The organism is Mycoplana dimorpha, assembly GCF_003046475.1.
GTDB classification, from domain to species: domain Bacteria; phylum Pseudomonadota; class Alphaproteobacteria; order Rhizobiales; family Rhizobiaceae; genus Mycoplana; species Mycoplana dimorpha.
In genome coordinates this window covers 1-23188 of record NZ_PZZZ01000001.1, presented here as the reverse complement: position 1 = coordinate 23188, position 23188 = coordinate 1, and the positions used below count along the sequence as shown (strand labels likewise).

21 protein-coding genes are annotated in these 23188 nt (G+C 65.0%); 11 read left to right on the top strand and 10 right to left on the bottom strand.

The features are described from left to right. Positions 1-42: 42 nt before the first annotated feature. Positions 43-1320 carry a DUF3422 family protein gene (locus tag C7449_RS00100; RefSeq protein ID WP_108000756.1) on the bottom strand — a complete coding sequence of 426 codons (1278 nt, stop codon included), beginning with the start codon at positions 1318-1320 and terminating at the stop codon, positions 43-45. Between the two features lie 160 nt (positions 1321-1480). Between C7449_RS00100 and C7449_RS00095 the strand changes: the two genes are divergently transcribed. From C7449_RS00095 to C7449_RS00070, 6 genes are all read left to right on the top strand, one after another. Further along, on the top strand, positions 1481-2287 hold the full coding sequence (locus tag C7449_RS00095; RefSeq protein ID WP_108000755.1) for an FCD domain-containing protein: 807 nt from the start codon (positions 1481-1483) through the stop codon (positions 2285-2287). Positions 2288-2428: 141 nt separating this feature from the next. After that, on the top strand, positions 2429-2938 hold the full coding sequence (locus tag C7449_RS00090; protein ID WP_108001370.1) for an NUDIX hydrolase: 510 nt from the start codon (positions 2429-2431) through the stop codon (positions 2936-2938). A 64-nt stretch (positions 2939-3002) separates the two neighbouring features. Next, positions 3003-4505, top strand: a complete 1503-nt coding sequence (locus tag C7449_RS00085; RefSeq protein ID WP_108000754.1) for an inorganic phosphate transporter — start codon at positions 3003-3005, stop codon at positions 4503-4505. Positions 4506-4516: 11 nt separating this feature from the next. Further along, positions 4517-5254, top strand: coding sequence for a 16S rRNA (uracil(1498)-N(3))-methyltransferase (locus tag C7449_RS00080; protein WP_108000753.1), 738 nt, complete (start codon positions 4517-4519; stop codon positions 5252-5254). Positions 5255-5424: 170 nt separating this feature from the next. After that, complete coding sequence (locus tag C7449_RS00075; protein WP_108000752.1) at positions 5425-6798, top strand: glutamate--cysteine ligase; 1374 nt, start codon at positions 5425-5427, stop codon at positions 6796-6798. 135 nt (positions 6799-6933) lie between these two features. Continuing rightward, on the top strand, positions 6934-7770 hold the full coding sequence (locus C7449_RS00070; protein ID WP_108000751.1) for a DUF937 domain-containing protein: 837 nt from the start codon (positions 6934-6936) through the stop codon (positions 7768-7770). Between the two features lie 117 nt (positions 7771-7887). Here C7449_RS00070 and C7449_RS00065 read toward each other — a convergent pair whose 3' ends face one another. Next, a complete protein-coding gene (locus tag C7449_RS00065; RefSeq protein ID WP_108000750.1) occupies positions 7888-8184 on the bottom strand; it encodes a DUF1127 domain-containing protein in 297 nt (98 codons plus the stop codon). Between the two features lie 259 nt (positions 8185-8443). Between C7449_RS00065 and C7449_RS00060 the strand changes: the two genes are divergently transcribed. Continuing rightward, positions 8444-9397 (top strand): LysR substrate-binding domain-containing protein, encoded by a 954-nt coding sequence (locus C7449_RS00060; protein ID WP_108000749.1) that lies wholly within the window; start codon positions 8444-8446, stop codon positions 9395-9397. A gap of 144 nt (positions 9398-9541) precedes the next feature. On the opposite strand, the gene katA is transcribed toward C7449_RS00060, so the two are convergent. Continuing rightward, positions 9542-11026: a catalase KatA gene (katA, locus tag C7449_RS00055; protein WP_108000748.1), complete on the bottom strand. Its 1485-nt coding sequence runs from the start codon at positions 11024-11026 to the stop codon at positions 9542-9544. 192 nt (positions 11027-11218) lie between these two features. On the opposite strand from katA, the gene C7449_RS00050 reads away from it, so the two are divergent. After that, on the top strand, positions 11219-12121 hold the full coding sequence (locus C7449_RS00050) for a hydrogen peroxide-inducible genes activator (protein WP_108000747.1): 903 nt from the start codon (positions 11219-11221) through the stop codon (positions 12119-12121). 36 nt (positions 12122-12157) lie between these two features. Here C7449_RS00050 and C7449_RS00045 read toward each other — a convergent pair whose 3' ends face one another. From C7449_RS00045 to guaB, 3 genes are all read right to left on the bottom strand, one after another. After that, entirely contained in the window at positions 12158-13036 is an 879-nt protein-coding gene (locus C7449_RS00045; RefSeq protein ID WP_108000746.1) for a dienelactone hydrolase family protein, read from the bottom strand. Between the two features lie 250 nt (positions 13037-13286). Beyond that, positions 13287-13649 carry a hypothetical protein gene (locus C7449_RS00040; protein WP_108000745.1) on the bottom strand — a complete coding sequence of 121 codons (363 nt, stop codon included), beginning with the start codon at positions 13647-13649 and terminating at the stop codon, positions 13287-13289. A gap of 132 nt (positions 13650-13781) precedes the next feature. After that, the gene (gene guaB / locus C7449_RS00035; protein ID WP_108000744.1) at positions 13782-15284 is read right to left on the bottom strand and encodes an IMP dehydrogenase; all 1503 of its coding nucleotides are present in this window, start codon (positions 15282-15284) and stop codon (positions 13782-13784) included. Positions 15285-15669: 385 nt separating this feature from the next. Between guaB and C7449_RS00030 the strand changes: the two genes are divergently transcribed. After that, entirely contained in the window at positions 15670-17073 is a 1404-nt protein-coding gene (locus C7449_RS00030; RefSeq protein ID WP_108000743.1) for a DHA2 family efflux MFS transporter permease subunit, read from the top strand. Positions 17074-17105: 32 nt separating this feature from the next. Here the strand turns inward: C7449_RS00030 and C7449_RS00025 are convergent, their stop codons facing one another. Genes C7449_RS00025 through C7449_RS00015 form a run of 3 tightly spaced genes read right to left on the bottom strand, consistent with a single transcriptional unit; the run spans position 17106 to position 19797 of the window. Beyond that, entirely contained in the window at positions 17106-17489 is a 384-nt protein-coding gene (locus C7449_RS00025; RefSeq protein WP_108000742.1) for a VOC family protein, read from the bottom strand. Further along, on the bottom strand, positions 17489-18214 hold the full coding sequence (locus tag C7449_RS00020; protein ID WP_108000741.1) for an RlmE family RNA methyltransferase: 726 nt from the start codon (positions 18212-18214) through the stop codon (positions 17489-17491). Before C7449_RS00020 ends, C7449_RS00025 begins: the two co-directional genes overlap by 1 nt. Further along, positions 18211-19797 carry a Ppx/GppA phosphatase family protein gene (locus tag C7449_RS00015; protein ID WP_245414246.1) on the bottom strand — a complete coding sequence of 529 codons (1587 nt, stop codon included), beginning with the start codon at positions 19795-19797 and terminating at the stop codon, positions 18211-18213. Before C7449_RS00015 ends, C7449_RS00020 begins: the two co-directional genes overlap by 4 nt. Before the next feature lie 489 nt (positions 19798-20286). On the opposite strand from C7449_RS00015, the gene C7449_RS21505 reads away from it, so the two are divergent. Together C7449_RS21505 and C7449_RS00010 are read left to right on the top strand one after the other, a co-directional pair. Beyond that, the gene (locus C7449_RS21505; RefSeq protein ID WP_146165026.1) at positions 20287-20814 is read left to right on the top strand and encodes a hypothetical protein; all 528 of its coding nucleotides are present in this window, start codon (positions 20287-20289) and stop codon (positions 20812-20814) included. A gap of 521 nt (positions 20815-21335) precedes the next feature. Next, complete coding sequence (locus C7449_RS00010; protein WP_108000739.1) at positions 21336-22340, top strand: IS1595 family transposase; 1005 nt, start codon at positions 21336-21338, stop codon at positions 22338-22340. On the opposite strand, the gene C7449_RS00005 is transcribed toward C7449_RS00010, so the two are convergent. Next, on the bottom strand, positions 22337-22798 hold the full coding sequence (locus C7449_RS00005) for a hypothetical protein (RefSeq protein WP_108000738.1): 462 nt from the start codon (positions 22796-22798) through the stop codon (positions 22337-22339). The two genes, C7449_RS00010 and C7449_RS00005, sit on opposite strands and share 4 nt — an antisense overlap. Positions 22799-23188: the final 390 nt, after the last annotated feature.

Sequence of the window (23188 nt, the reverse complement as noted above, 5' to 3'; positions counted from 1 at the left end):
GCTGCCGCGGATTGCGGCTGGGACCGGACGGACGCACTGCCCCTAGTGAGCGTCCTCTTCCGCGTGCCTTCGCCGGATCGCCCGCACCAGCAGCCACATGCCGACCACCACGACGGGGACGGACAGGCCCGTGAGGGTCTCGGGTTTCGCGGGCAGGCCGAGCCCGTGCGCAGCCTTTGCGACATAGCCGAACAGACCCACCACATAGTAGGAGATCGCAGCGACCGACAGGCCCTCCACCGTCTGCTGCAGCCGCAGCTGCAATTTGGCGCGCCGGTCCATGGAATTGAGGAGGCCGGTGTTCAGCTGCTCCAGTTCCACGTCCACCCAGCTGCGCAGCAGTGCCGTGGCGCGCGCCAGCTTGCGCGACAGGTTCGCCTGCCGCTCCTCGATGGACTGGCAGGTGCGCATCGCCGGCGCCAGCCGCCTTTCGAGAAAGAAACCGAGCGTCTCGTAACCGGGTATCGCGGTCTCGGCCAGGGTACGGATGCGCTCCTGCACGATGCCGTAATAGGCGCGGCTGGCGCCGAAGCGATACAGGCTGAGCGCCGCGTTCGCCTCCAGTTCGGCGGCCATCCGCGTGATCTCGGCGAGCATCGTGTCGGCCTCGACGCGCGCATGCTGCTTCATGCGCTGGGTGACCGCGGTCAGCCCGTCCTCGATGCGGCGGATCTCCGGCGACAGCGACTGGGCGAGCGGCAGCCCCATCATCGCGAGCGTCCGGTAGGTCTCGATGTCGAGCAGGCGCTGCACCAGCGCGCCGCGCCCGGCTTCCGTCATCCCCTGGTCGATGACGAGGATCTGCGTCAGCCCGTCGCCGTTCTGGCGGAAGTCGGTGAGGATCATCGCCTGCCCGTCCTTGACCTCGCTGTAGCACAGGCTGGTCGGGTCGAAGCTGCGGATCGCCTCCCGCGTCTGCGGCGTGTCCGGGCGTATTTCGAGGCGAATACCGGAGATCAGCGTGCCGGGCGGCGAGAAGCTGTCGCCGAAGGGATGGACGGGCACGGGCTCGCCGAACCGCTCCGGCACCGGGCTGTCCCAGAAATAGGTCGAAAACTCGGTGTGGCGCTCCCAACGCAGCGTCCCCTGCCCCCAGCTCATCGCGTGGTGGCTGGCGTCGCGGGCCGGTGGCGAGACCCCGCGCGAGCGGGAAAGATCGGAAAGAACCGCGTGGTCGACGCCGGTTCCGCCTTCGGTCAGGAAGGCGAGTTGAAAGATGACGCGTGGTGACGGCACCAGCGCGTAAGGGCGAGCGTGGATCTCGCCCAGCGCCTGCGCGCGCACGGCGGCGGTCGGAAAAGCGAAGCTTCCGTTGCTCATGCCTGGTTCGTCCCCCTCCTGAGATGCATCAATGCGGATGCATCGAGGCGATTGTTTAGCAAAAGACAATTGCTGCGAAACATGGCGCATTGACGCAGGATATCGCCCTAACTCTGGACAAGTTAATTGACCAGTTTAGGCGCCCTGCTATCCTCCGCGCATGGAAAGCCAAAGCGCCGAGACCGCCTCCGACCTGTTTGCCCGCGTCAGCCACGGCCGCACGGCGGACGAGGTGGTGCGGCAGATCGAGCTGCTGCTGCTCGAAGGCGTGCTGCGCGACGGCGACCGGCTGCCGGGCGAACGCGAACTGTCGAAGCGGTTCGACGTGTCGCGGCCGATCCTGCGCGAGGCGCTGAAGGAACTGGAGGCGCGCGGACTGCTGGTCAGCCGGCAGGGCGGCGGCACCTATGTGGCGGACATCATCGGCCAGGTCTTCTCCACCCCGGTACTCGACCTGATCGCCCGCCACCAGCGCGCCACGATCGACTACCTGGAGTACCGGCGGGCGCTGGAAGGCATCACGGCGGAACTCGCTGCTCAGCGGGCGACGGATTACGACCGCCAGGTGCTGCGAGGCATTCTCGACGACATGCGCACGGCCCATGCCAGCGGGCGCCTCGAGGACGAACTGGCCGCCGATGTCGATCTGCACGGCGCGATCGGCGAGGCGGCCCACAACATCATCCTGCTGCACACGCTCAGATCGTGCTACCGGCTGCTCGAGCAGGGGATCTTCTTCCACCGGCACCTCGTCTTCGCCTCGGACGAGGCCCGCGGGCGTCTGCTTGCCCAGCATGAGGCGATCGGCGCGGCCATCCTCGCCGGGCAGCCGGCCATTGCAAAGGCGGCTGCCGAGGCCCATATCGACTATATCGCCGGAGCCATTCGGGACGCGGAGCGCAGCGGTGAATGGCAGCGCATCTCGCACCTGCGGATGCGACATCGCCACGCCGCCAACAACGAGTAGCCGCCCTTTTCTGATCCCTTTTGAGCGCTACCCGGCTCCGGTGCGGGGGCTGCCGTTTACAGCGGCGAAAAGGCGCTCATACTCGATCAACGCGCGTTGAAGGCGAATCAGCCGTGGGCGGCTGTGGAAATGAAGACCAAAGTGAAGATTCTCAATCGAATTGCCAGCGACGTGCGGCTGATGTTCCGACGGCCGGCGCGGATACAGTACGCGGCGCTCTGCTACCGGATCAGCAAGAAAAACAACCTGCCGGAGGTTCTGCTCATCACCAGCCGTGATACCGGCCGCTGGGTCATCCCGAAGGGCTGGCCGATGCAGGGCCGCCTGCCCCACGCCGTCGCCGAGCGCGAAGCCTATGAGGAGGCCGGCGTCCGGGGCACCGTGCATGCCGAATCGATCGGCTATTACATGTATCAGAAGGGTCTTTCGCAGGGGCTGACGGTGCCGTGCAAGGTGCAGGTCTACCCGCTCGAAGTGAGCGATCTCTGCAAGAACTTTCCGGAGAAGGGCGAGCGGCGACTGGAATGGGTGAGCTGCGCCGAAGCTGCAGCACGCGTCGCCGAACCCGGACTGAAGAAACTGCTCCGGGAATTCCAGCCCGGACGTTCGGCCGCCCACCGGCCCGAGCCGGCGAAAAATGCGCAAGCCTGAACGGTCCGCCATATTGCTCTCGTTTCACTGAGGCAGTAGTGCCACGGTGACTGGAGCAACCCGGATGGACAATACCCCCACGCGGCTGGGCAAAGCGACTCTCGACAAGGACCTCGACAAGCTGACGCGTGTCGAGGAGGCGACGCATTTTGTCTCCAGGAAACTGATCGCACCCGGCATTGGGCTCATTTTCCTGGCGCTCGCAATGATTCTGGCCGGCTCCGCCGTGATCGACCGGCCAGGCGCTGCCGTCATCATCGCCGCAGCGGCGCTCGCGGCCTACATGGCCCTGAACATCGGCGCCAACGATGTCGCCAACAATGTCAGCCCCGCCGTCGGTTCGCGGGCGCTGACGATGGCGGCCGCCCTGGCGATCGCCGCCGTCTTCGAGACGATGGGCGCCATGCTGGCCGGCGGCAACGTGGTTGCGACCATTGCCGAGCGTCTCGTGGTAACACCATCGATGGCGCCGGAAACGCTGGTCCTGGCGATGGTCACGGCCCTGCTCTCAGCGGCGGTGTGGATCAACGTCGCGACGTGGCTCGGTGCGCCGGTCTCGACGACCCACGCGATCGTCGGCGCCGTGACGGGTGCGGCCGTCGCCGCGGCCGGAGCAAACGCGGTCGACTGGAAGCTGATGTCGGGGATTGCGACCTCCTGGGTGCTCTCACCGCTGCTCGGCGGCGCGATCGCCGCGCTGTGCCTGTTCCTGATCAACGAAACAATCATTTATCGCGACGACAAAATCGCGGCGGCGCGCCGGTGGGTGCCGGCGCTGCTCGGCCTGATGAGCGGCAGCTTCACCGCCTATCTGATGATCGGTCCGCTCGGCCATGTCGTCGGGCTCGGTACGGGCGCGGGCACGGGCATCGGCATTGGCATCGGCGCCCTCACCTGGATGGCCGGAATTCCCATCGTCACGCGCCAGTCGGCTGGGCTCGAGAATCGCAACCAGTCGCTGCGCAAGCTGTTCCGCATTCCGCTGATCTTCTCCGCAGCGCTTCTGTCCTTCGCGCATGGCGCAAACGACGTGGCGAATGCGGTAGGTCCGCTGGCGGCGATCGTCCAGGCGACCCAGGCGGCCGAGACCGGTTTCGGCGTTGCTGCGCCGCAATGGGTCCTGCTGATCGGCGCGCTCGGCATCTCGCTTGGGCTGCTGCTGTTCGGGCCGAAACTGATCGAGCTGGTCGGCAAGGACATCACCAAGCTCAACCCGATGCGGGCCTACTGCGTGGCGTTGTCGGCCGCCGTCACCGTGCTGGTCGCCTCCGCCCTTGGCATGCCGGTCAGTTCGACGCACGTGGCGGTCGGTTCGGTCTTCGGGGTCGGCTTCTTTCGCGAATGGTACACGCGCAATTCCCGGCGCCGGCGACAATATATCCGCGAACGCGGCGGCAACGTCGACCGGGAGGAGGTCGCCGACCGCAACCCTGACGAGATCAGCCGCCGCCGCCTGGTGCGCCGCTCCCACTTCATGACCATCATCGCGGCCTGGATCGTCACCGTGCCGCTGACGGCGATGGCGGCGGCGATCCTCTTCAACATTCTCCATGGCCTGTTCGGCTGAGGGGTAGGAAAATGCGCGCCAACTACCGCATGCAGCGCCTGTTCGTCGAGCCGACGCTTGCCGCGAATGTCGACTTTGAAGCATCCCGGGATCAGTTCCATTACCTCGCCAACGTTCTGCGGGCCGAAGAAGGAGCGGAGGTCCTTGTCTTCAACGGCCGGGATGGCGAGTGGCGCGCGCGACTGAGCTACCCCACCCGCAAGCGCCTGCTGCTGACGCCGCTCGAACAGACGCGGCCGCAACCGGCTGCGAGCGACCTCCACTACCTGTTCGCGCCGTTGAAAGCGGGCAGACTTGACTATCTGGTGCAGAAGGCCGTCGAAATGGGCGCCGGCGTGCTGCAGCCGGTCATGACGCAGCACGTTCAGGGCAAGATCACCAGCGTCGACCGGATCGAGGCGAATGTGATCGAGGCCGCCGAACAATGCGGCATCCTCGGCATTCCAGAGGTGAGGTCGCCGCGGCGGCTGGAGGAACTGCTGCAGGACTGGCCGGCCGACCGGCGCATTGTCTTCTGCGACGAGGGCCACGACAGCCAGAATCCGCTGCCCGCGCTCGGCGAGATCGAGGAGCGCAAGCTGGCGCTGCTGGTCGGCCCGGAAGGCGGATTCTCAGATGCGGAGCGGGCGCTGCTACGCGGACTGCCGTTCGTAACCGCCATTCCGCTCGGGCCGCGCATCCTGCGGGCGGATACCGCCGCGGTTGCGGCCATGGCCGTCATTCAGGCGACGATCGGCGATTGGAAGTAGTTCGGCCCGCCGTGTCGAAGCGGGCATGCCAACTTATTGGCCAAGCGCGATGATTCCGTTTTTTTGAAGGCACCTTGAAAGAATTTCACTTGCACCGCACTTAATTAAAGTCCAAGCACCCGTCACTCGCCTGGCCCCCAGCCGGGTCCCACCTGCATAAGAAGACGACCATGGCTCGTGACACTACCGACCAGACGCCGGTTCGCTCGATAGCGGACATGACCGACTATCTTGCCGCCGGTTGCAAGCCGAAGGATGCGTTCCGGATCGGGACGGAACATGAGAAGTTCGCCTTCTTCACCGACGGCAACGCTCCTGTCCCCTACTTCGGCGAGCGCAGCATCGCCGCCCTCCTGGACGGCATGCAGGCGAAGACTGGCTGGGAGCCGATCATGGACGGCGACAACATCATCGGGCTGGCGGGCCCCGAGGGCGCCGGCGCCATTTCGCTGGAGCCGGGCGGGCAGTTCGAACTGTCCGGCGCGCCGCTGGAAAACCTCCATCAGACCTGCAAGGAATCGAACCAGCACCTGGCGGGCCTGCGCGAGGTGGCCGAACCGCTCGGCATCCGTTTCCTCGGCATGGGCGGCAGCCCGAAATGGTCGCTCGCCGAGACGCCGCGCATGCCGAAGTCGCGCTACGAGATCATGACCCGCTACATGCCGAAGGTCGGCACCAAGGGGCTGGACATGATGTATCGCACCTGCACCATCCAGGTGAACCTCGACTTCTCCTCCGAAGAAGACATGCGCCGCAAGATGCAGGTGTCGCTGAAGCTGCAGTCGCTGGCGACCGCCTTCTTCGCCTCGTCGCCCTTCACCGAGGGCAAGCCGAACGGGCTTCTCTCCTGGCGCGGCGACATCTGGCGCGACACCGACAACAATCGCGCCGGCCTGATTCCCTTTGCCTTTGCCCCGGATTTCGGCTTCGAGCGCTATGTCGAATGGGCGCTGGACGTGCCGATGTACTTCGTGGTCCGCGACGGCAAGTATCACGACTGTACCCACATCACCTTCCGCCAGTTCATGGCAGGCGCCCTGAAGGGCGAGATCGCCGACTGGCAGCCAAACATGGGCGACTGGACCAACCATCTGTCGACGCTGTTTCCCGACGTGCGGCTGAAGCGCTTCCTGGAAATGCGCGGCGCCGACGGCGGCCCATGGCGGCGCATCTGCGCGCTGCCGGCGTTCTGGGTCGGCCTGCTCTATGACGACACCGCGCTTTCGGCCGCCGAAGACCTGACGCGCGACTGGACGGTCGAGGAGGTGACGGCGCTGCGCGACGCGGTTCCCGCCCAAGGCCTGAACGCCACACTTCGCGGCACGGCGCTCTGGGATATCGGCCGCGAGGTGCTGTCGGTCGCCCGCGCCGGGCTTGCCGCGCGCGCCCGCATCAACGGCGACGGCGTCGACGAGACTGTGTTCCTGTCGCCGCTCGACGAGGTGCTCGCGAAGAAGTCGACCCTCGCCGAGGACATGCTGACGCTTTACAATGGACGCTGGGGCCGTTCGGTCGAGCCCGTCTTCACCGACTACCAGTATTGAGCACGCCGGCGCCCCGCCCAACAAACCGGTTTTCGCCGCCGCCATTCCCGCTATAGTGCAAGCACATGCCTCAGGCATCGGCCACGGCTGCCTGGCATCCACGAGGATGCCGGCACGGGAACGAAAGGACCGGCGATGATCCCGCTCTACGATTTGATGCTGCAGGCCCAGAACGGCGGCGCACTGGACGTGATGGCCAGGCAGTTCGGGCTGGCGCAGAAGCAGGTGAACGAGGCTATCTCGGCCCTGATGCCGGCGTTTTCGGAAGGCTTGAAGCGAAGTGCTGCCAACCCGTACGATTTCGGCGGCCTGCTCAAGGCCCTCTATTCCGGCGACTACGTCAAGTATTTCGAGGACATCACCCGCGCCTTCACGCCATCCGGCCTCGAGCAGGGCAACGACCTGCTCGGCCAGTTCTTCGGCTCCAAGGAGGTATCCCGCGCGATCGCCGCGCAAGCCGCGCAGATGACCGGAATCGGCCAGGAGATCTACAAGCAGATGCTGCCGGTAGTTGCCACCACGCTGATGGGCGGACTGTTCAAGCAGGCCATGGCGCCCTTCACCGGGCTCCCCCAGCAAGGCGTCGAGAACCCGTTCCTTGCCGCCATGCAGCAGTGGATGGAGGCAACCGGCATGGCGAAGAAGGCAGAGCCGACGGCCAATCCGTTCGACAACCCGTTCACGCAGGCCTTTTACGGAACCGGAGGGACCAAGCAGAAAGCCGCCAATCCCTTTGCCGACAATCCGTTTGCCAAGGCCATGGCCGACATGATGGCTGCCACGGGAGCCTCGACACCCAAGGCCACGACGGCAAGCGGGGCGCAGGCGCCGGCGGAGACGCTGAACAGCCTTGTCAACGCGCTGTTCGACGCCGGTGTCGAAATGCAGAAGGATTACCAGAAGAACATCGAAGCCATCTTCGACACGATGCGCAAGCCGGCAACTGCCGCACCCTCCGATCACGACAAGTGAACGCGGCTTCGGCCTGACGGGCAAAGAAAAAGCCCGGCTGGACCAGGGAAGGTCGCACGCCGGGCAAGCAGCAGGGCTATTGGCTCTCACCCTGCGGGGAAGCTGGGAGTGGCCGGCTCAATCAAGGCGGCCGCTCCGCAAATGCCTGGTCGCGCGCTCGCGCGCCGCGCTCGTCAGGTGCAGAGACGCGTCCGCGAAATAGGAAGACGTCAGCGCGCTCCTGACATCCTCCCTGCGCAAGCCGATATCCAGCAACTGGTAATCGCTCATTTCGTGAAGCCGGATGACGGCGGACCGATGTCGCCATCTGCGCACCATCCGCACCGTGGCCATGCGAATACGGGAAAGGACGCCCGGACCGAAGGACGGCGAGGCGGCGAACTCGAAATCGATACAGCGATCGATCATGCGCATGGCTTTTCTCCTTTCCGGTGCGACGGGCCGCTTCGGGCAAATGCGCGCACCTGTGTACAATCGCCCGCCATCCTGGGCGGGCCGTCGAAAGTCTTTCTTACTTAAAACGTGCGAGCCCCGCGGGAAGGTCTAGGCGGGACGGATATTCACCAAGGTGAAGCGGCTGATCACCTTGCCTGTTCTTTTTCGCAAATCGCCATTGATCAGTCCAACGAATGTTTTTAATAGTATCAATCAAGGCTTCTTATGGAATATCGCCATGTCCGCTCCGCTAGACATCGATCAGTTGCAAACCTTCGTCGCGATCGCCGACACCGGCTCGTTCACCAGAGCCGCCGAGCGGGTCTTCAAGACCCAGTCAGCCGTGTCGATGCAGATGCGGCGGCTGGAGGAGCGCATCGGCAAGCAGCTGTTCATGAAGGACGGGCGCGGCAACCGGCTGACGGCGGAAGGTGACCGGCTGCTGGACTATGCCCGGCGCATGCTTCGCTTGAACAACGAGGCGATCGCCGCTTTCGATGACAACCGCCTCGAGGGCACGCTGCGCATCGGCACGCCGGACGACTATGCGGACCGGTACATGCCCGAGATCATCTGCCGCTTTGCCAAGACGCATCCCAATGTCGAGCTTTACATCGTCTGCGAGCCGTCGGTGGACCTCGCCGAAAAGATGGGCAAGGGAGAGCTCGACATCGCGCTCGTCACCCACAATCCTCGGCAGCGCCAGTCCGACGTGGTGCGCACCGAGCCGCTCTACTGGGTGATGTCGGCCAACCATCCGCTGCCGGAGAACGCACCGGTACCGCTCGCCGTCGGCCGCCGCGACTGCCAGTGGCGCCAGGTCGCCTGTGCCGCACTCGATTCGGTCGGCCGTGACTACCAGGTCCTGTTCACCAGCTGGTCGTCGACGGTCGTCGCAGCCGCCGTCATGGCGGGCATGGCCGTATCCGTCCTGCCGGAGTCGGCGCTGCGGCCGGGCATGCGGGTGCTAACGCAGGCGGACGGCTTTCCGCCGCTGGCGCCGGTGCAGATCGGCATCATGAAGCGCCCCGGCCTCTCGACCTCGCTGATGAACGCCATCACCAGCCACATCACCGCCTGCCTCGACAACATCTCGCCACTGGCCGTCAACGACGACCTGCCGGAGAGCGAGGTCAAGCACTTCCCCCGCCTGGCCCGCGTGCGGCCGGGACAGACGCTTCCCGGATGGTGAGCGGTCAGGCAGGCCGGCCCGCCTGAAGCGAGGCAGCGGCATCCCGGTTGGCAGGCAAGCGCCGCAGCTTAACTCAAACGAAAAAGCCGGGCCACGATGGCCCGGCTTTTCCATTCCTGCGTCTCCGATCCTGTGACGCGTCGCTCACTGCGCGGCAGCGCTGATCGTATCGGCCTGATACCCATGCGCGGCCTTCAGCGCGGCCCGCACGCCGGCTTCGTAGTCGGGGTGCACCAGCTTGTAGTGGGCCAGCTGGCGCTCGACGATCTCGCCCGGCACCCCGGCCATCGCGGCGGCGATGTTGGAGAACAGACGAGCCTTCTGCCCTGCGTCGAAAAGGTTGAAGAGCGCACGGGGCTGCGAATAGTCGTCATTGCCGATACGGTGGTCGTAGCGGTCCATGTCGCCGGAGATCTTCAGCGGCGGCTCCTTGGCAGACGGCAGTTCGGCGGCAGAGCCGGCGACCGAGTTCGGCTCGTAATAGGCGTCGACATTGCCGGTGCGCTGGCCGAAGAAGTTCATCTGCCCGTCCTTGTGGTAGTGGTGGACCGGACAGCGCGGCGCGTTGACTGGAAGCGCCTCATAGTGCGTTCCGAGCCGGTAACGGTGCGCATCCGCGTAAGAGAAAACGCGGGCCTGCAGCATCTTGTCCGGCGAGTGGCCGATGCCGGGGACGATGTTCGATGGCGAGAAGGCAGCCTGCTCGATCTCGGCGAAATAGTTTTCCGCGTTCCGGTTCAGTTCCATCACGCCGATCTCGATCGGCGGGTAATCCGCATGCGGCCAGACCTTTGTGAGGTCGAACGGATCATACGGCGTCCTGTCGGCGTCGGCCTCAGGCATGATCTGCACCTGCAGCGTCCACTGCGGGAACGCGCCCCGCTCGATCTCGCCGAACAATGCCTCCTGATAGCCTTCGCGAGTCCTGCCGACGATCGTCTCGGCCTCGGCATTGGTGTAGTGCCTGTGGCCCTGCCGGGTCTTGAAGTGGAACTTCACCCAGAATCGTTCGCCGGCATCGTTCCAGAACGAATAGGTGTGCGAGCCATAGCCGTTCATGTGCATCGGATCGATCGGCAGGCCGCGATCGGAGAAGAGGATCGTCGTCTGGTGCAGGCTTTCCGGCGACAGTGACCAGAAGTCCCACATGGCGGTCGCCGAGCGCAGGTTGGTCTTCGGATGGCGCTTCTGCGTGTGGATGAAATCCGGGAACTTGTAAGGATCGCGGACGAAGAAGACCGGCGTGTTGTTGCCGACGAGATCCCAGTTGCCCTCCTCGGTGTAGAACTTCAGGGCGAACCCGCGCACGTCACGCTCGTGGTCGGCGGCACCCAGTTCACCGGCGACGGTCGAGAAACGCGCGAGCATCGGCGTCTGCGCACCCGGCTGCAGTGCCTTTGCGCGCGTGTATCGCGAGATGTTGCCGGTGATCGTCAGCGTGCCGTATGCGCCCCATCCCTTGGCGTGCACGACACGCTCGGGGATGCGCTCACGGTTCTGATGCGCCAGCTTCTCGATCAGCTGATAGTCCTGCAGCATCACGCCGCCGCGCGGGCCGGCGGTCAACGCGTTCTGGTTGTCACTGATCGGCGCGCCGGCCGTGGTCGTCATTGTCGGGCGTTCAGACATGAAACCTCCTGTTTGCATCCTATCGTTTGCGGAAGGCAGTCGCCGTTACGGCGCCCACCAGCTTCCAGCGGCAGACCTTCGGGCCAGCGTCCGGACCGGGGCTGCCGGGAAAGGCTTCCGAAACGTTTGTCCCACCTCTGATCGATAATTACTAATTGTATTTCCGGTGCGCTTTGATAAGATTTTCCTATCATGATCACCATTCGCCAGATGCGCTACTTCGAAGCGCTCGCCGCGACCCGTCATTTCGGCCGGGCCGCCGAGCGGGTGCATGTGAGCCAGCCGGCCCTTTCCGCCCAGATCATGCAGATGGAGCAGCAGTTGGGCGCAAAGCTGGTGGAGCGGAGCCGCGCCGACACCAGCCTGACGCGGAAGGGCGAGGCGATTCTGGACCACGTGCGCACCATCCTCGCCGAGCTCGACAGGCTGGAGCAGACTGCGCGGCGAGGCGACGGCCTTCTCGGCGGTCTGATGCGGATCGGCATCATCCCCACCGTCGCCCCCTACCTGGTGCCGCAACTGGTGCCGCATCTGCGCACCAATCATCCGACGATGGAGATCGAGTTGAAGGAGGCGATCACCGGCCGCCTGATCGAAGACCTGCGCGAAGGTCGGCTCGACCTGGTGATCGCCGCGCTTCCGATCGACACCGAGGCGATCGACACCCGAGCGGTGTTCCGGGACCGCTTCTACATGGCGATGGCCAGCAACGACAGCGAGGTGCTGATGTCGCCGCTGAGCGAGTCGGATGTCGATCCCGACCGACTGTTGCTCCTTGAGGAGGGCCACTGCCTGCGCGAGCAGGCGCTTGCCGTCTGCGGCACGGCCGGCCGACGCAGCCTCGTCAATTTCGGCGCCACCTCGATGGCGACGCTGCTGCAGATGGTCTCGCACGATATGGGCATGACGCTCATCCCCGAAATCGCCGTGCCGACGGAGACGGCACGCAACGCCATCCGCGTTGCTCCCTTCGCCGAACCTCAGCCTGCCCGCGAGATCGGCCTGGCCTGGCGCAGAGGGCATTTGAGCGAGGAGGAAACGGCGGCGATCGCCGAGGCGGTCGGCGCCTGCGTGACATCTCGTCCGGCAAGGTAAGGGCGAAGTCCCGCAGAAACGCCCACGGCAGCCGCGTCAACCCAGATGCTTTTTCAGAAAGGCCACGGTCCGGCTCCAGGCGAGCTCGGCGGCCGCCTTGTCGTAGCGGGCGGCGGACGTGTCGTTGTTGAAGGCGTGGTTGACACCGTCGTAGATAAAGATCTCGAAGTCCTTGCCATTGGCCTCGAGCGCCTTTTTGTAGGCGTCGATACCCGCATTGATCCGCTGGTCCAGCCCGGCATAATGCAGCATGATCGCCGCCTTGATATTCGGCACCGCCCCGGCCGGCGGTTGCGCACCATAGTAGGCCACGGCTGCCTTGAGGTTCGGGTCGGCGACCGCAAGCTGGTTGACCAGCCCGCCGCCCCAGCAGAAACCGACGGCGCCGACCTTGCCGTTGACGCGTTCCAGCCCGGAGAGATAGGCGACCGCAGCCACGGCATTGGCGATGGTGCTTGCACTATCGAGCTGACCGATCATTTCCCGCGCCTTGTCCTCGTCGGCGGGCGTGCCCCCGGCGGGGGTCAGGAAATCCGGCGCAAGCGCGACGAAGCCCTCCAGTGCCATGCGGCGCGCGACGTCGCGGATGTGCGGGTTGAGGCCGCGGTTCTCGTGAATAACGACCACGCCGCCGCTTTTCCCCTGCGCGGCCTTCGGCCAGGCGAGATAGCCCTCCATCTGCCCCTGCGGGGCTGCGAAGGATACCTCCTCGGTCGTGAGCCGTCCGTCGTCCTCCGGAACGATCTGGGCGCTGGCGCTGTTGGCCGCGAGCAGTGGCGCTATGGCGGCCGCCCCGGCCGCGGACCCGACAAGCGCTGTCAGCCGCTCCATGAAGCGGCGGCGGTCGAGCGTCAGATGGGTGTATTCGTCATAGGCGTCGATCATCGCCTGGGTGATCTTCGGCATCTCGAGCATGATCGGTTTTCCCGCACGGTCACCGCGCCTCCGGGGACGCGTTTTGGGCAGGATATTCCGATGCGGGATCGATGCCAGCGCAAAACCCTCACGCTTGCGTGATCTGCATGACGACGGTTGGAAGGGGCGCGGCAGCCGCCGAGTTGATCCCCCGCGGCGCTTGATTATCCGCAACCGGCAACCGACGGATGGGCGGTCGGATGAAAGGGGCTGTTCCGAAGCCCCTCTCCCAGGCACGGGATCGCGCCCGTCACTCTTCCAGGGTCAGGACTTCCGTTCCGGACCCGTCCTTGCCGGTGATGGTCCAGACGCCCTCCAGAACACCGCCGCCCTTGACCTCGTAGATGACCAGCCCGATGGCGTCTTCGAGCATGTATCCGGCGGCGAACGCATTGTCATTGAGCATGCAGACGCCCTGTGAGGTCGTATCGCCGGTCTGCCACTCGATCGAGCAGGTCGTGTCGCTTTCCAGCGTGATTCTCGCGGTGCCGCTGTAGCTCGACCCATCGAGGTTGGTGCCCTCGACGCTATAGGTGCCGGCGCTCACCGTCTGCGCGACAGTGGGCGAGCAAAGACCGACCCCGAGCAGCGCCAGCGCCAAAGTACGTATCATGAAGAAATCCCCAGTTGTTCCCCGTCAGGCGGACGTGCCGCCGAGCCCCCTATAGCCAAGGTCTCAACCAAAAGGAAAGCGGCGGTCACCTTGTCGGTGCCGCCGCCTTTGCTTTTCCGCTGACCGTTCCGATCAGCCGACCGCGCCCGGATAGTTCGGGCTCTCGCGGGTGATGGCCACATCGTGGGCGTGGCTTTCGCGCAGGCCCGCGCCGGAGATGCGCACGAAGGTCGCCTTCTCCTGGAACTCCTTGATGTCGCGGCCGCCGACATAGCCCATCGAGGCCCGCAGGCCGCCGGCGAGCTGGTGCAGGACGCCGGCCACCGGGCCCTTGTAGGCCACCTGCCCCTCGACACCTTCCGGCACCAGCTTCAGCGTGTCACGCACTTCGGCCTGGAAGTAACGGTCTGCGGAGCCACGCGCCATCGCGCCGACCGAGCCCATGCCGCGATAGGCCTTGAAGGAGCGGCCCTGGTAGAGGAACACCTCGCCCGGGGTCTCGTCGGTGCCCGCCAAAAGCGAACCGACCATGACGGCCGAGGCGCCGGCGGCGATCGCCTTGGCGAGGTCGCCGGAGAACTTGATGCCACCGTCGGCGATCACCGGGACATCGGCGTCGCGGGCGGCCTGGACCGCGGCCATGATCGCGGCGAGCTGCGGGACGCCGACGCCGGCCACGATGCGGGTCGTGCAAATCGAGCCCGGGCCGATGCCGACCTTGACGGAGTCCGCGCCGGCGTCGATCAGCGCCTTGGTGCCATCGGCGGTGGCGACGTTGCCGGCCATGATACGGACGGAGTTGGACAGCGTCTTGACCCGGGCCACAGCATCGAGCACGCGCTGCGAATGGCCGTGCGCGGTGTCGACGACGAGCAGGTCGACGCCGGCGTCGATCAGCCGCTCGGCGCGCTCGAAGCCGTCGTCGCCGACCGAGATGGCGGCCGCCGCCCGCAGGCGGCCTTGCGCGTCCTTGGAGGCGTTCGGATTGAGCTGCGACTTCTCGATGTCCTTGACGGTGATCAGCCCGACGCAGCGGCCGTCCGGATCGACAACAAGAAGCTTCTCGATGCGGTGCGCGTGCAGCAGGCGCTTGGCTTCCTGCTGGTCGACGTTCTCCTTGACCGTGACGAGGTTCTCCCGCGTCATCAGCTCGTGGATCTTCTGCTTCGGATCGGAAGCAAAGCGCACGTCGCGGTTGGTCAGGATGCCGACCAGGCGGCCGGCGACACCGGCCTTGCCGCCATTCTCGACCACGGGAATGCCGGAGATGCCATGGGCTTTCATCAGCGCCAGTGCGTCCGCAAGCGTGGCGTCGGGGCCGATCGTCACCGGATTGACGACCATGCCGCTTTCGAATTTCTTCACCTGGCGCACTTCCTCGGCCTGCTCGGCCGGGGTGAGATTGCGGTGGATGACGCCGAGGCCGCCGGCCTGGGCCATGGCGATGGCGAGCCGCGCCTCGGTGACCGTGTCCATCGCCGAGGACAGGATCGGGAGGTTGAGGTCGAAGTCGCGGGCGATGCGGGTGGCGATGCTCGTCTGCCCCGGCATGACCTCGGAGTGGCCGGGCTGCAGGAGCACGTCGTCGAACGTCAGTGCTTCCAGTCCGGTTGCGGTTTCAATGATGCGCGCCATGGCCAATTCCCTTCGGTGTAACAGGCTACGGGCCAGGGGAACTCTGGGAGCGGTCCGCCTGGTCGCTTGCAAGATAAGTCTTGGAAGTTGGCGAGGGCTCGTAACACGTCCGGGCCGGAATGGAAATAGCAAAATGCCCGGGAACGCCGCCCCGGGCATCACAGCGACCGATGCGTCGCTCAGAGGTCGAATTGGTAGCTTGCCGGCACGAACCGGTATCCCTCGCCGGCCTTCTCGGCGATCACGAATGGGGCCTTCGCAATCACAGGCTGGTTACCCACAAGAAAGGTTGGTTTGACAGAACAGGGATGCGGGTGCACAAGGCGGGCCCGGCCTCGGGCGGCCCGGCAGTGTCGAAGTCATCGCCCAGATCCGCACCTGCATCATGAACCGCATCGTTCCCCTGATCCTCGCCGTCGCGCTCTTCATGGAGCAGATGGATTCGACCGTGATCGCCACGTCCCTTCCGGCGATCGCCAACGATCTCGGCGTCGGACCGATCACGCTGAAGCTGGCGCTGACATCCTACATGGTCTCGCTCGCCATCTTCATTCCGCTCTCCGGCTGGATGGCGGACCGGTTCGGTGCCAAGCGGGTGTTCCGGCTGGCGATCCTCGTCTTCATCTTCGGATCCATCCTCTGCGCGGTGTCGGACAGCCTGGTCGCCTTCGTCGTCTCACGCTTCCTTCAGGGCATGGGCGGGGCGATGATGACCCCGGTGGCGCGCCTCGTGCTGGTGCGCAGCACCTCGCGGCGTGAACTGGTCTCCGCCATGGCGACGCTGACGATCCCCGCACTGGTCGGCCCGCTTGCCGGCCCGCCGCTCGGCGGCTTCATCACCACCTACTTCTCCTGGCACTGGATCTTCCTCATCAACGTTCCGGTCGGCATCGTCGGCTACGTGCTGTCGGGCATCCACCTGCCTGAAATTCATTCCGCCCGGCCGGCGGCGCTGGACATCAAGGGATTCCTTCTCGGCGCCGTTGCCGCGGGCTGCACCATGTTCGGGCTGTCGGTCATCAGCCTGCCGGCGCTGCCGCCTGTGTACGGGCTCGCCTCGACCGCGCTCGGACTTGCCTGCGGCTGGTTGTACGTGCGCCATGCCAGACGCCACCCGGCGCCGCTTCTCGACCTCAAACTCTTCCGCGATGATGCCTTCCGGGCCGCTGCGGTCGGCGGGACGCTGTTTCGCATCTCGGTCGGCGCGGTGCCGTTCCTGATGCCGCTGATGCTGCAGGTCGGCTTCGGCCTTTCGCCATTCGAATCCGGCCTCGTCACCTTCACCGGCGCGATCGGCGCGATCACCACAAAGTTCATCGCCAGGCGCGTCCTCACCTTCACCGGCTTCCGGACGACGCTGATCGTGGCCAGTATCGCAGGCGCCGTCCTCACCTTCGCCAACGGCTTCTTCACGCCCGAGACACCGGTCGTCATCATGTCGGGTGTCCTGCTGCTTGCCGGCTTCGCCCGATCGTTCTTCTTCACAAGCGTGAATGCCCTGTCCTTTGCGGACATCGCCGATCGTGACGCCAGCAAGGCGACCTCGATGAGCGCGGTGCTGCAGCAGATGAGCCTGGCGCTCGGCGTCGCCGTCGCCGGCACGATCCTGGAGATCGAGACACGGCTGACCGGCACCCACCTTCAACTGGCCGACTTCCACAACGCCTTCATGATCATCGCGGTGCTGACGCTTGCCGCCGTGGTCCCCTTCCTGGCCATGGCCAAGAATGCCGGCGCATCGGTGTCCGGCCACCGCCTGGCCACGAAGGAAGAGGCCCCCGCCGAGTAGAGCCGGCTCACCCCGCGGAAAGGCTGGAGCAACTACTCCGGCCGTTCGGAGACGATCGAGAGCTTGTTGCCGTCAAGATCGCGCACGAAGGCGGCGTAGAAATTCGGATGGAAGGAGCGGATTCCGGGCGCCCCCTCGTCCGACCCGCCATTTGCAAGCGCCGCCGCATGGAAGGCGTTCACGGCGGCCCGGCTCGGGGCATCGAAAGCCACGCTGGTGCCGTTTCCAAACGTTGCCGGCTCGCGGTTGAACGGTTCGACCACCCAGAAGCGGCAGCGCGCGTCGCCATCGGCGCCATAGCCGATTTCTCCCGGCGCCTGCTTCTGGCGCCGGTAGCCGAGCAGCGGCAGCACCGCGTCATAGAAGACGCCGGCCTTTTCCAGATCGTTGGTCCCGACCGTCACGTAGAGCAGCATCAGGCCTCCGCCTCCGCCCCAGCCTCGATCGCCGCGCGACCCTTGAAGCCCTTGGCGAGCAGGAACATCTCGACCGATTCGGCCCGCGAGGCGGCCGGCTTGATGTGGATGACCTGGCGGAAATTCTGCTTGAGCATGTTCAACAGGTCGCGCTCGGTGCCGCCCTGGAAGGTCTTGGCGAGAAAATGCCCGCCCTCCCCCAGCACCTCGACGGCGAAATGCGCCGCCACTTCGCACAGGTGCATGGTGCGCAGGTGGTCGGTCTGCCGGTGGCCGGTGGTGGGCGCCGCCATATCGGAGATGACGAGGTCCGGCGTGCCGCCGATCGCCTCCTTCAGCTTCTCCGGCGCCTCAGGATCGAGGAAATCCATCTGCAGGATCTTCACCCCCGGCAGCGGATCCATCTCGAGGAAATCGATTGCCGCGACGCGCGGATCGGCGTCGGTCGAATCGGTCACCTTCGCGGCGATCTGCGACCAGCTGCCCGGGGCGGCGCCCAGGTCGATGATGCGCCTGGCGCCGTCGAGGATCTTGTGCTTCTCGTCGATCTCGAGGAGCTTGAAGGCGGCACGCGCCCGATAGCCCTCGAGCCTGGCCCGCTGCACATAGGGGTCGTTGATGTGGCGCTCGATCCAGCGCCGCGACGACGCCTTCAGCTTGCCCTTCTTCACCTTCTGGCCGAGCTTGCGGCCGGTGCGGTTGACGCCGACGGGTGGTTTGCTCATCTCTGCTGTCCTTCCGGCCGGTCGGGGTTGCGGGTGCCGCCCCGGCCCTGCCGGCGGAAGCGGCCGCGCCGCCAGACCCCGTCGGCGGCCATCATGTCGGTCAGGAGGCCCTCGCGCAGGCCGCGATCGGCGACGCGCATGCGCGTTGCCGGCCAGCGGTTGCGGATCGCCTCGAGGATCGCGCAGCCGGCCAGCACCAGATCGGCACGGTCCGGACCGATGCAGGGATTGGCGGCGCGGGTGGAAAAATCCCAGGACAGCAGGCGCGCCTGCATGGCGCTCACTTCGGCATCGGACAGCCAGACGCCGTCGACCATGCGGCGGTCGTAGCGCGGCAGGTCCAGATGGACGCCGGCGAGCGTCGTGACGGTTCCGGAGGTGCCGATCAGGTGAAAGTCTTCCGGCGCGGCGTGGCCATGCGGCGGACAGTCGAAGCCGGCGAGCATCGCCTCGACCTCGCGCACCATCGCCGCGAAGCTCTCGGGGGTAACGTCGCGGCCGCCATGGCGCTCCGACAGCGTCACCACGCCGACCGGCAGCGAGGTCCAGTGGGTGATGTGATTGGCAAGCCGGCTGGAGCGGTTTTCGCCGATCCGGATCACCGCGATCTCCGACGAGCCGCCGCCGATGTCGAACAGCACGACCGACTTCGCCTCACGGCCGACTAGCGATGAGCAGCCGGAAACGGCGAGCCGCGCCTCGGTCTCGCGGTTGATGATCTCCAGTTCGAGACCGGTCTCGGCCTTGACGCGCGCCAGGAACAACTCGCCGTTTTCGGCCCGCCGGCACGCCTCGGTGGCGATCAGGCGGCTACGGCGGATGTCGCGGCTCTTCAGCTTGGCCGCGCAGACCCTGAGCGCCTCGACCGACCGATCCATTGCCTCGTCCGACAGCCGCCCGCTGGCGGCAAGCCCCTCGCCGAGCCGCACGATGCGCGAAAAGGCGTCGACGACGCGGAACTGGCCCGGCCGCGTCGGCTGGGCGACCAGCAGGCGGCAGTTGTTCGTGCCAAGGTCCAGCGCCGCGTAGAGCGGTGCATCGTTGACGTGGATTTCGCTGTGCCTGGCGTCCGACACGGCCGCTCGGGCGCGATCGCGGGCGCCGTTGCGGTCGCGGCTGCCTGCCGGGGCGACCGGATGCGATGCAGCGGAGGAAGACGTTTCCTTGGCCGACGGCGGCACGAATGCCGGCGATCGTTCGGGCCCCCGTAGCGGCCGTCCCTGCAGGCTACGCTGATGGTGCGGCTTTCCACGGCTCGCCCGCTCAGGGTTGGCTTGTAGCGGCGAAGATTGTACCGGCTGCCCGGCCGACGGCGGGCTTTGCGGCCGCGCTTCGCCGCCACCCTTACCGCGGCGGCGGCGCTTGCGCTTGCGGACGGCATCGCCGTCCGGCGCATCGGTCTGGGGGCGCGGCTCCGGACCATTGCGGCCGGATTCATTGCCCGGTGAAGGGGAGGCCGAAGCCGGAGCCTGGGCCCGCTTCGCCTTTCCCTTGCGGCGGCGCGGCCGCTTCGGCCTTGCCTGTCCGCCCGTGGCCTGCCCCCCGGAAACGGACGGCCGAAGGCCGTGGTCGGGGTCGTTCACGTGTCTGCCTATCGCGCCGCGCAAGGCTAAGGAAGCCGCAGCAGGCGCTCTCTCGATTTTCGTTGGCGCGACCTTACCAGCGCGGGTCTGTTTCGACAAATGCTTTTCTGGATTCACGCAGCCCACCGCTCGGGCGATCGGACGCCGCGGCAGAGGAGCGAGCCCGACGGTGCACCCAGCCGCCGTGATTCGGACCCCATTCATGTCGGCCCGGCATTAGGTAGCAAAAACCACCAGTGCGCGCCTACGTGTTTGAATTTAATCATAAATATCGCCCACTGTACGGCTGCGCCTAACACTTCCACCTAAGATCGCGGCTTCAACAAGCGACGCAAGCAGACCTCTCGCTACGTAGCCAGTCATGCGGAATGTAAATTGCGCCTTCAGTTCGCGTATGGCGGGCTTTCCCTTCCAGGTTACATTGGAGGTAGGTGCGTTCGGTAAAACGGAGCGGTTTGTTTGAAAGTTGGCGCTGTACTGGGATTGTTGTTGATCCTTCCCATCCTCTCAGGCTGCAACATTCTGGGTTTCAAGCGTTGGGCTTGGCATCAGAAGTTGACCGTTGTGGTCCAAACACCCAATGGTGATGTATCCGGCAGCTCGGTGGGTTCCGTTACAGTATTCCGTTACCCAACATGGTGGGGTCTCGGAGGCGAGATGGGTAGGGAGAAACCGAACTTCAAAGGTGAAGCTGTCGCGGTGCAGGTCGCGCCTGGGAAATACTTGTTCGCAGTTCTAGACGGTTACGGCTTTAAGACAGCTTGGAATGCCTACCTGCCCGCCACTAATAAGCCAAGAAGCCGCGCCGAGGTTGGCGAATACTATTCTGCGTTGCAGGGTGCAGGGGAGACGAGAGTCCTGCAACCTGATCAGTATCCACTGCTGGTCACCTTTCAAGACGCAGGCGATCCAGCAAGTTTGAAGCGCGTCGTGCCAGGAGCCATAAATGCCGTTTTTGGACCAGGCTATTACCTAAAGTCCATTGAGTTCTCGATCACTGATGAGGCGGATGATTGAAAAAGTCTTGCCTTGGTTGGCTGAAGTCGGCCGAGAGAGAGCCTCAATTATTCCTAAGAATCTTCGCTTCACAGCAGACCCAGCCATCAAAAATCTGACCCCCCTCGAATTTTCAACGGAGCTGTACAGATGACGCAAGCGGAAAAATCGGAACCATTATCTCGTCGCCGTCGGTCGAAAGCAGATATATGCGAACGACTTAGAACCCGCAAAATGTATTCGTCGGTTTTCGAAAATTAACCATTTGAAACTTCCTCCGATCGACTCCAGCGGGAAGTGCAGGTAAAAACCTCGATCATGTTCAGTATGATACGGATACAGCTCTGATCTGCCCGCGGCCAAGTTCGGCCGCCGATCCGCTGTGTCTGCCGTCGTCTTCTGGAGCCTGAACATGATCCTCAACGCCATCGCTACCGCCGCCATTCCCTATCACCCGCACGTTCTGGTGCTGGCTATCAGGGCCTTGAGCGGGGGCTTGGAAATACGCCCGACCTTCCTACGGATCGCGGTGGGGTTGAGCCATGGCGAACCCCGAAGACACGCCCAAGGGTCAGCACTTCCTCCTCTCGCCAGAGTGTCGAACGCTGACGGTCCTCGATCTCGCCAAGATGCGGGACGCGACCGCCTACGACTGGTTTAAGCGCCTGCGCTGGCCCGAGACCGAGGGGAAGCCTTACTGCCCCAAATGCGGAACGGTTCGGTGCCACACGATGAGCCGTAGTCGTTTCAAGTGCACCGAGAAGACCTGCAAGGCCGTGTTCAGCGTCACCTCGGGCACGGTCTTCCACGCGCGCAAGCTGAGCTTCAAGAAGATGCTCATCGCCATCTGGTTCTCGGTGAACTCGGTGAAAGGTAAGGCCGCGCTCCAGCTCTCGCGCGAGATCGGCGTCCAATACAAAACGGCGTGGGTGCTCCTCATGAAGCTCCGCGAGGCGATCGCCTGGCGCAGGGAGGAGATGGTGCTCGATGGTCAGGTAGAAATCGACGGCAAGTACGCTGGCGGCCACATCCGTCCTGAGAACAAGGCCGAGGAATCGCATCGACCGTCGCCTCAAGAAATACCAGAACATGAAGCGTCTGTGCGCCCTCGCGATCCGCCAGCGCGGGCTGGGAGGCCAGACGAAGATGGCGACGCTGCCTGGGCGGCCGTCCGAGACCACGTCTCGCGGGAAGCAACGGTCTTCGCGGACGAGCATGGCAGCTACAACGATCTAGCTGGCCTGAACAAGCTGCAACGCGTCAACCACTCGAAGGCCTATCAGACCGACGATGGCACGAACACCAACCAGGTCGAGAGCTTCTTCTCGCGGGTCCAACGGGCCTATGTCGGCATCCACCATCGGTTTTCGTTGAAGTACTTCGACTGGTACGTGGCCGAGTTCGCGTGGCGTGAGGACTGCCGCCAGGTGAGTAACCGCGGCCATACGTTCCAGGTGCTGGGCAAGGCACTGTCTCGCCCCACATCACGCTATCTGTGCGGGTACTGGCAGGGCAACAAGCCGCCAGACCTGATCTGGGAGGGCTAAGCGGCGACCTCCCACAGCACCTTCCGGCCGTCGAACTGTCCCGATTGCCGAACCCGCCCTGCAGTCGTCAGTTGGGTCAGCACCGCCGACAGGCGGTGCGCGATTTCCGAGAGGTTGGCTGGCTCGCTCGGGATGCCGAGCTTGAAGGCGAACTTCGCCGCGCAATCGGCCACGGAAATCGGTTCACCTGCTTCGCGGAGTACCTCCAAGACGGTCTGGCGCTTGTTAACGCCGTTCATCGCCGCTCTGACCTCGGAGGACGACGGCTTGACCTTTCGAGAACGCTCGCGGTTAGCGCCCCCAGGTGTGGGCGACGGCTGGTAGTCAGGCTCGTAGCTCAGGATGACACGGTCGAGCGCACCCATCAGTTCTTGAATGTCGACCCGCTCTCTTTCAAGCTGCTGCAACCTTTGAGCCAGCGCGACCCGCTTCTGCTTCAACTCATACGCGACGCTCATTCGAGGCTCCGTTTCAACGGAACCATGGTAGTCGGGATGCAATTTCAGGTCTGGTGGTTTTTGCTACCTAATGCCGTGTCGGCCAGCGGATATTCCGCAGAATCCGGCAACGGCGCGTTGCCTCTGCGCGCAGCCACGTCGTCCCTCCGGAGCGGTCCTAGGGGTTCGGGCGAACTAGCCGCAGCGCCGAGAACTAGCAGCAACGCCGAGAGTTAGCCACAACGCCGAGAGTTAGCCGCAACGCCGAGAGTTAGCCGCAACGCCGAGAATTAGCCGCAACGCCGAGAGTTAGCCGCAACGCCGAGAGTTAGCCGCAACGCCGAGAGTTAGCCGCAACGCCGAGAGTTAGCCGCAACGCCGAGAGTTAGCCGCAACGCCGAGAGTTAGCCG

Coding starts and splice junctions, on each gene's coding strand:
- C7449_RS00025 (WP_108000742.1), bottom strand. CDS start 17,489: ATGCTGCTCTACGTGACGGTCGGGACCAACGATCTGGAAAAGGCCGGC.
- C7449_RS00080 (WP_108000753.1), top strand. CDS start 4,517: ATGCGCGCCAACTACCGCATGCAGCGCCTGTTCGTCGAGCCGACGCTT.
- C7449_RS00005 (WP_108000738.1), bottom strand. CDS start 22,798: ATGAGCGTCGCGTATGAGTTGAAGCAGAAGCGGGTCGCGCTGGCTCAA.
- guaB (WP_108000744.1), bottom strand. CDS start 15,284: ATGGCGCGCATCATTGAAACCGCAACCGGACTGGAAGCACTGACGTTC.
- C7449_RS00095 (WP_108000755.1), top strand. CDS start 1,481: ATGGAAAGCCAAAGCGCCGAGACCGCCTCCGACCTGTTTGCCCGCGTC.
- C7449_RS00030 (WP_108000743.1), top strand. CDS start 15,670: ATGAACCGCATCGTTCCCCTGATCCTCGCCGTCGCGCTCTTCATGGAG.
- C7449_RS00010 (WP_108000739.1), top strand. CDS start 21,336: ATGGCGAACCCCGAAGACACGCCCAAGGGTCAGCACTTCCTCCTCTCG.
- katA (WP_108000748.1), bottom strand. CDS start 11,026: ATGTCTGAACGCCCGACAATGACGACCACGGCCGGCGCGCCGATCAGT.
- C7449_RS00060 (WP_108000749.1), top strand. CDS start 8,444: ATGTCCGCTCCGCTAGACATCGATCAGTTGCAAACCTTCGTCGCGATC.
- C7449_RS00075 (WP_108000752.1), top strand. CDS start 5,425: ATGGCTCGTGACACTACCGACCAGACGCCGGTTCGCTCGATAGCGGAC.
- C7449_RS00070 (WP_108000751.1), top strand. CDS start 6,934: ATGATCCCGCTCTACGATTTGATGCTGCAGGCCCAGAACGGCGGCGCA.
- C7449_RS00085 (WP_108000754.1), top strand. CDS start 3,003: ATGGACAATACCCCCACGCGGCTGGGCAAAGCGACTCTCGACAAGGAC.
- C7449_RS00100 (WP_108000756.1), bottom strand. CDS start 1,320: ATGAGCAACGGAAGCTTCGCTTTTCCGACCGCCGCCGTGCGCGCGCAG.
- C7449_RS00040 (WP_108000745.1), bottom strand. CDS start 13,649: ATGATACGTACTTTGGCGCTGGCGCTGCTCGGGGTCGGTCTTTGCTCG.
- C7449_RS00065 (WP_108000750.1), bottom strand. CDS start 8,184: ATGCGCATGATCGATCGCTGTATCGATTTCGAGTTCGCCGCCTCGCCG.
- C7449_RS00020 (WP_108000741.1), bottom strand. CDS start 18,214: ATGAGCAAACCACCCGTCGGCGTCAACCGCACCGGCCGCAAGCTCGGC.
- C7449_RS00050 (WP_108000747.1), top strand. CDS start 11,219: ATGATCACCATTCGCCAGATGCGCTACTTCGAAGCGCTCGCCGCGACC.
- C7449_RS00045 (WP_108000746.1), bottom strand. CDS start 13,036: ATGCTCGAGATGCCGAAGATCACCCAGGCGATGATCGACGCCTATGAC.